Below are 7,087 nucleotides of genomic sequence, written 5' to 3' on the forward strand. Positions count from 1 at the left end.
AAGGATTACCTAGAAGCACACCCGCGACAGCATAACCTGCCGTCCCAGAAACCGGGCCACTGTCGGAGTTGAACAACGCCCCTGCATTGGAGGCCTGCCCGGTAAGCAGGTCTTTTTTTCGTAAATTGGCCTGTACATTGACCGACGTACCTGCACCATCCGAATCCCGATAAACGACAGTCATGCCTACCGCAGAATCAATGAAATCAGGGACTGGGCAAGTCACGATAATTTCACCTATCTTTCCAGTCGCAAATGACACATCGCCTGCCGAATTAAAATTTAATGCCCCTGCGCTTGTTTGGCCCGTGGGCACACAGCCCGCGCCCACAATGGACCAAGTGTTCACTTGGGCATTCACGTCATTGATCGATGCGCTTAAGACTAAGCCAGAAACCATGATAGTAGTAAAGAAATGTTTAAGCCTATTCACAAGAAACTCCACTCAAGATTAAAAAAAACAATGCCAAGTTATTTGTACAAATAACCGTGAAGCATTGTGTTAAGTGATTAGTTTGACCTTTTTCTGGCCGTCTGCCTGTGAGCTATTTCACTAACCTCGGCTGGAATAGAACACACCCATAAAATGCGGAAGTGTGTTATTAGCTGGCAAGAAACTTGGAATACAGCCAAAAAAGTGCCAAAAGAGGGATGTTGTTTGCGGCATCTTAAAAAAACCTGTCATTTCCTAAGCATTGTTGCATGAAGTGCAAACAGAAAAAGGTTTGCCCATAAAGATGGCTCCACAATCGTCCATTCCCTCCAAATCCAATGGTGCTGGAGTACCGTTTACGAAATAAGTTAACATGGCCGAAAGCCTGCTGCATTTGGGGGGTGTTGTTTATTGTCCCCCTGCTCGATTCGAAATTAGTCCGTAAAGGTATGATCCTAAGTTTAATTCCGACTGTCGTGCAGCTGTTTGTGGTTTTCCCACACGCGGGCAATGGAACGGCTGGGCTTGAATTAGATATTCACCCCATTGTTTGTGCTGTTTGTCAATTGGGTATGGGGTGTCACTACGGCAATGACCATAAAATTCGCCAAGTGAATACGCCAAGTACATTTATGGCTATTTCTAGCCCACAATGGCCGGCAGAAAGCGTTATGTCAGCAATGGACTTGGAGATTTAAGAACAGGGTCACAGATTGTCGGCACATAAGACAATAAAATATCAACCGCATTTAAATGGAAAGGTTTTGAGACCCCTGCATTTGACCCAACCACAGGATCAAATGGCCACCTCAAACAGGATTGGACAAGGTGATCGGCTAATCTTAACGCCCCTTTTAGCATGCCTTTAAATGATTACATGTTCATTTACATACGGGAGAAGCAATGTTCAAAGCCATTTTTATTGCCCCTTTGCTCGCATTGGCCATGTCTTTTCAACAGGCTCATGCAGATGATACAAGTATAGCGTTGCAGGAAACGCAGGATTGTCTTAGGAAACAAAATTGCAGTTCCGCGACGACCGATGCCGGTAAAGCTGCTGACCGAAAAGTATTGGATGCTTTGGGTGGCGATGCCAGTATAAAACAGGAGTTGTATGGCATCTCTGCCGATATATTGCCTATCCTGGTACAACAAGCGGGTGGTGATACCACAAAAATGCTAGCAATACTCGAGAAGGCACAAAACAATCCAGAAGACTTCTTGAAGCTGTTGCCTTTGGAACTCCAAAACAGGATCAAAATTGTGGCGACTGGGCTAGATAAAGATCAGGCGCTGAAGGGTGGAAAGAAATTCTAAATCTCTACAATAACCATTGTCCACGTCGGATCGCATTATCCGACAAACAAATATAATCCACAAACGTTTACCGCCTTTTGTCTTTCCCACAAAAGACTTATGCGTCGAATGATAATGCGTATCGTGTTGTCCAGGAAATCAAAGTGTCGATTTGATGCGCTTTGATCCCCCAACTGAACAGGCTTGAGAAACGTTTGTTGCTTTGCCTGAGACGGGGCACAATTGTTTTCATCCAATGAAATAACACTAGAAATCCAATGTCGGGATGTTCTCCAAGAAAGTTTTTAAGCTTTGCCGCATCGATGACAGCCAACTGACAAGGGCTAAATATTTATCTTTCCTGTGTCCAATAATGAGCCTACTTTTGGCTTATGTGCCTGTCAGGCTGCGGGGTAACTTGCAAAGGTAAGCATAAAGGTCATGGTTTAATTTCAAGTTCAACACAGGCTGTATCCGGCTATCTGCCCCGATGTTATATTGCCTTAGATTAGTGGGTGACGAAAGTTCTCCAAAGAATAATTATTTGACGACTATTTGATCCTTATCAATGAGAGTATTGTAGATAATGTAAAAATAAAATTGTTGATACCGTGATTGGCGAAAGCAAGGCAGAAGATGGGGAAAAATGCCACGTCAGTTCTGGGGGCGTAGTTTTGGTAACTCCGGAGATGCTTGGCCAAAAGCTGCACGTTGTTAGGTAAGGCTTAATTTGAGGGCTTTGTTGGGGTGATATTTCTCCATCGAAGAATTTAAATGGGCTACATTAAATTAGGTTTATAAAATACAGGCCCAAAATGGGAAATCAATACGTTTATCTAACAGTCCATGGCGTGCCACGTCACATTTTAACTGCCTATAAGTGCGCGTCCCTTGATGCCACCCACCCAACAAGTATTTGGGCAAGCCCAACAAAACATGAAGACAATCGAACCTGAGATGACCTCCGGGCAGTTTATGGAAGGGTTAAGGATCCCCCAAAAGTGACAAGCACAGCGCATGAACTCCCAGACTTTAAGGGGAAAAATATCCCTTATTTTTCAAACATACCTGAGAAAGGTTTGGCCGACCTCATAGGTAAAGTCAAAACAATAAGGTATGTCAGGAGGGCGGTATTGGAACCAGCAGCCAATACGGACTCCCTCTCGGTCATTTTCTATGGCAACATGCGTGTGCGAAGATGCGATACAGAATACAGTAACGAAGTCACAGTCCAAATAGAGGAGCCCAGAGCATGTTTTGGTGAAATTGCCTTGCTTACCGATGAACTAAGGACCGCTACCGTCATCACCTTACAAAGCACCCTCTTTGCCAATATCCGAAAAAAAGATTTTAATGTTTGGTTGTTGAATTATCTTGATGTGAAATTCGCATTTTTGCCAGTGTTGGCGGAAAGATTTGACAGCACTTACGGCAGTTTCAAGACAGGCCTGTAGGGATGTGATAAATATGGGCTTTAGTTCGCAAGGCTGTAGTCGCGTTCCTAAGCATGACTTTCCACTATCGGTGAACGCCTGCCTTCGGAAACAATTTCAAACTATCCCCAACGGCCGCAGTGGGTCGACTCCGGCATTTCATGATTTTGAAAAAACTCTTTTTTTGAGTGTCCGGAATCGGGATGCCTTGATAAAGACTTGTTGAATAGCTTTCTTGATCAGATATAGATACGTTAGTGAAAAATGAACTCCTTTAGTATGATTAAATCATACCAATATTTATTAACCGGAGATCACTATAGCCAGCGCAGAAAAACGAACTTTTTGCCTGCTCCCTGAACATGCCGCTTTTATCGACGAAAAAGTGTCTTCCGGCGCTTACGCTTCGGGAAGTGAAGTCGTCCGCGCTGGTTTGAGGGCACTTCAAGAGCGTGATGCCGTTATAGAAAGGTGGTTACGAGATGAAATTGTACCCGCCTATGACGCTATCAAAGCCGATCCCAGCCGTGGTATTGACGCCAAACAAGTTTTTGACGACTTAAGAAAGCACCATGCTGCAAAGTTGGCGGAAAATCCGTGAAATCCCGGCGGGTCATCTTTACTCCGGAAGCCCGTCTTGATCTTTTTGGCATTTATGAATGGATTGCTTCAAAGGCAAGTTTACAGGTTGCAATTTCTTACATCGAAAGACTCGAAGTCTACTGTTTAGCAAAAGACAGCTAAAGGAAAATTACACAAACCACTGGGATATGGATTATTTGTCTAGACAAAATATTGATCAACTCTATGAAAATAAATAAAAATCCTGATGACTGTCTAACCCGTTATTGGCGCTTTCTGCTTCATACTGTTCCGAACGGTCTGTTTGATACCGCAAGTTATTTTGGGCAGCACTCCGTAAATGGATTGGTAAATTAATAAAACCTATTGCTACGATAAAAACAATCGATTATATGTTTTGACATGCTTAGTTTAAAGTACTTGCCAAGCCTGAAAATCGGCTGCATCACCATATAGAACAGGAGAATATTCATGTTAAATATAAAATTACCGTATTTCGTGCTTGTGGTTTTAGCCTTTTCCCAGGTTTGCAATTCCGAAGAAAATCCTGCGCCATCAAAAATCGCTGCGGATCTGCAGACAATGTCGAACCAATTTTGGTGGCCTGAAAGGCTCGATTTAGCGCCACTCCGACAACATTCGGCAGAGTCCAGCCCAATGGACAACAAGTTCAACTACGCAAAAGAGTTCAAGCAACTCGATCTCAAAGCGGTGAAAGCCGACATCGAAAAGTTGATGAAAACATCTCAAGACTGGTGGCCTGCAGATTACGGCCACTATGGACCTTTTTTTATCCGGATGGCTTGGCACAGTGCGGGTACTTACCGTGTGGCTGACGGGCGCGGCGGTGCTGGCGGCGGTCAGCAGCGGTTTGAACCCCTAAACAGTTGGCCTGATAACGCTAACCTTGATAAAGCGCGGCGTTTGCTTTGGCCGATCAAGAGTAAATACGGAAATAAGATCTCATGGGCCGACTTGATGGTGCTGACTGGTAATGTTGCCTTAGAGTCGATGGGCTTCAAAACATTCGGTTTTGCCGGTGGGCGGACAGATGATTGGGAAGCAGATTTAGTCTATTGGGGGCCTGAGAAAAAATGGCTCGCCGATGAGCGCTATAAGGGCGACCGAAAACTGGACAACCCACTGGCAGCGGTGCAGATGGGGCTTATTTACGTCAATCCAGAGGGGCCTAACGGCAATTCTGATCCACTTGCCGCTGCGAAAGATATTAGAGAAACGTTTGCCCGAATGGCGATGAATGACGAAGAGACGCTTGCCCTGATCGCAGGGGGACATACTTTTGGTAAAACCCATGGTAATGGGGATCCTTCAAAGTGTATAGGACCGGCGCCAGCCGCTGCGGGGATTGAGGAACAGGGCTTTGGCTGGAAAAACCAGTGCGGTAAAGGTAATGGCGTTGACACGATAACGAGTGGCTTGGAAGGCGCTTGGACAATGAACCCGGCGCAATGGACCCATCAATACTTAACTAACTTGTTTACTTACGATTATGTTAAAACCAAGAGTCCGGCAGGCGCTACACAGTGGATTCCTAAGGATGGGGCGGCCGCGAATTTGGTGCCTGATGCGCACGATAAAGACAAGCGCCATGCGCCAATCATGCTGACAACGGACCTCGCACTAAAAGCCGATCCGAGTTATGAAAAAATTGCCAAACGCTTTCTGGATAATCCCAAAGAATTTGAGCTGGCCTTTGCCAAGGCATGGTTCAAACTAACACATCGGGATTTGGGCCCTCGGACACGGTATCTTGGAACGGAGATTCCTAAAGAAGAGCTCATTTGGCAAGACCCCATCCCTCCAGTAAACCACAAGCTGATCGATGCTAAGGGTGTTGAAGGCCTTAAAAATAAAATTCTAAAATCGGGTTTGACCATACCGGAACTTGTTCGGACTGCCTGGGCCTCAGCAGCTTCCTTTCGAGGTACTGATTTGCGCGGTGGCGCAAATGGCGCTCGTGTCCGTCTAGCTCCCGAAAAAGACTGGCCGGTCAACAATCCGGATGAACTTGCGAAAGTTTTAACACAGTTAGAGAGCATTCAAAGCGACTTTAACAAGGCACAATCGAAAGGGAAAAAAGTCTCACTGGCAGACCTGATTGTTTTAGGTGGCGTTGCCGCTGTTGAGCAAGCCGCTAAAACAGCAGGTTATCCATTGAAAGTTCCTTTTACACCCGGGCGTATGGATGCATCCCAAGAGCAAACCGACGTGAATTCGTTTTCCTTTCTTGAGCCTAAAGCAGATGCATTCCGCAATTATTACGGCGAAGGTAATTTGCTGCCACCAACGGGGATGCTGGTTGATAAAGCCAACATGCTAACGCTGACCGTCCCTGAAATGACCGTTCTGGTCGGTGGCATGCGAGTTTTAAACGCAAACGTAGGTGAAACCAAGCAGGGTGTTTTTACCAGTAACCCTGGAACGCTAACTAATGATTTCTTCGTTAATTTGCTTGACATGTCCACCAAGTGGCAGAAGTCAGCCAAGTCTGAAGGGATTTATGAAGGCCTTGACCGGAAGACGGGTGAGGTTAAATGGACGGCTACCCCGGTCGACCTGGTTTTCGGATCGCACTCTGAACTTCGGGCTATCGCGGAAGTATATGCATCTCAAGATGGAAAACAGAAGTTTGTGACTGACTTTGTGAATGCCTGGAACAAGGTCATGATGCTCGACCGATTCGAGCTTAACTAAGCTGCTGAAAGGATAGTTCTCCCTAAAAAGCCCTGTAACTGAAATGGTTACAGGGCTTTTTGTTTGGTTTTGGGGTATAAATTAAGCGATAAAAGTGCTCGACTATGGCACAGATTGAAATGCGAATGACCGCTTTGAATAAATTCGCAGGAATAAAGTGAAGGACAGCATTGGATCGGTTTGTACTATTCTTTCCATCTCTAAAAATGAGAAAGACTAACGGCTGGTATTGAGAAACAATGATGATCAATGCCAACATGGTTTGTTAGGCGGCATCTAATTTCATGTGTACGCGTCGTCCTAACGAAGTTGCAATGTTTACCAAAGCATCAAGGGAAAAACGCGATACGCGGCCGCGCAAAAGGTCGTTGATGCGTGGCTGAGTGACACCACAATAAGTTGCAGCATCCGCCTGTTTCCAATCGTTGGCTTTGATGATCTCGGCGATTTGTCGCATCAATTCAGCACGAGCCTGAAGATTAGCGGCTTGTTCTGGGGTATCTGCAATTGCATCCCATACCGTGTTAAAAGTGTCTGTTTCAATTTCTGTTTTATTCATTGGGTATCCCTCATTAATTCTGTATAACGCTTCCTGGCAATCTCGATATCTCGTTTTGCTGTCGCTTGA

The 7,087-nt window shown here is 45.3% G+C and carries 7 protein-coding genes; 5 read left to right on the plus strand and 2 right to left on the minus strand.

Annotated elements, in window-relative coordinates; all coding sequences use genetic code 11:
- The coding region (locus MGMO_RS15450) for a hypothetical protein (RefSeq protein WP_152976382.1) at positions 1-433 on the minus strand (433 nt) is incomplete at its 3' end.
- A 338-nt stretch (positions 434-771) separates the two neighbouring features.
- On the opposite strand from MGMO_RS15450, the gene MGMO_RS15455 reads away from it, so the two are divergent.
- From MGMO_RS15455 to katG, 5 genes are all read left to right on the plus strand, one after another.
- On the plus strand, positions 772-1,131 hold the full coding sequence (locus MGMO_RS15455) for a hypothetical protein (RefSeq protein WP_023496000.1): 360 nt from the start codon (positions 772-774) through the stop codon (positions 1,129-1,131).
- Between the two features lie 205 nt (positions 1,132-1,336).
- A complete protein-coding gene (locus MGMO_RS15460) occupies positions 1,337-1,750 on the plus strand; it encodes a hypothetical protein (protein WP_023496001.1) in 414 nt (137 codons plus the stop codon).
- 980 nt (positions 1,751-2,730) lie between these two features.
- Positions 2,731-3,183, plus strand: a complete 453-nt coding sequence (locus MGMO_RS15465; protein WP_023496002.1) for a cyclic nucleotide-binding domain-containing protein — start codon at positions 2,731-2,733, stop codon at positions 3,181-3,183.
- A 298-nt stretch (positions 3,184-3,481) separates the two neighbouring features.
- Positions 3,482-3,763 (plus strand): type II toxin-antitoxin system ParD family antitoxin, encoded by a 282-nt coding sequence (locus MGMO_RS15470; protein ID WP_036308365.1) that lies wholly within the window; start codon positions 3,482-3,484, stop codon positions 3,761-3,763.
- A gap of 452 nt (positions 3,764-4,215) precedes the next feature.
- Complete coding sequence (katG, locus tag MGMO_RS15475) at positions 4,216-6,459, plus strand: catalase/peroxidase HPI (RefSeq protein WP_023496003.1); 2,244 nt, start codon at positions 4,216-4,218, stop codon at positions 6,457-6,459.
- Between the two features lie 265 nt (positions 6,460-6,724).
- Here the strand turns inward: katG and MGMO_RS15480 are convergent.
- On the minus strand, positions 6,725-7,087 hold a 363-nt coding region (locus MGMO_RS15480; RefSeq protein WP_235557308.1), incomplete at its 5' end, for a helix-turn-helix domain-containing protein.

Source organism: Methyloglobulus morosus KoM1 (genome assembly GCF_000496735.2).
Classification (GTDB): domain Bacteria; phylum Pseudomonadota; class Gammaproteobacteria; order Methylococcales; family Methylomonadaceae; genus Methyloglobulus; species Methyloglobulus morosus.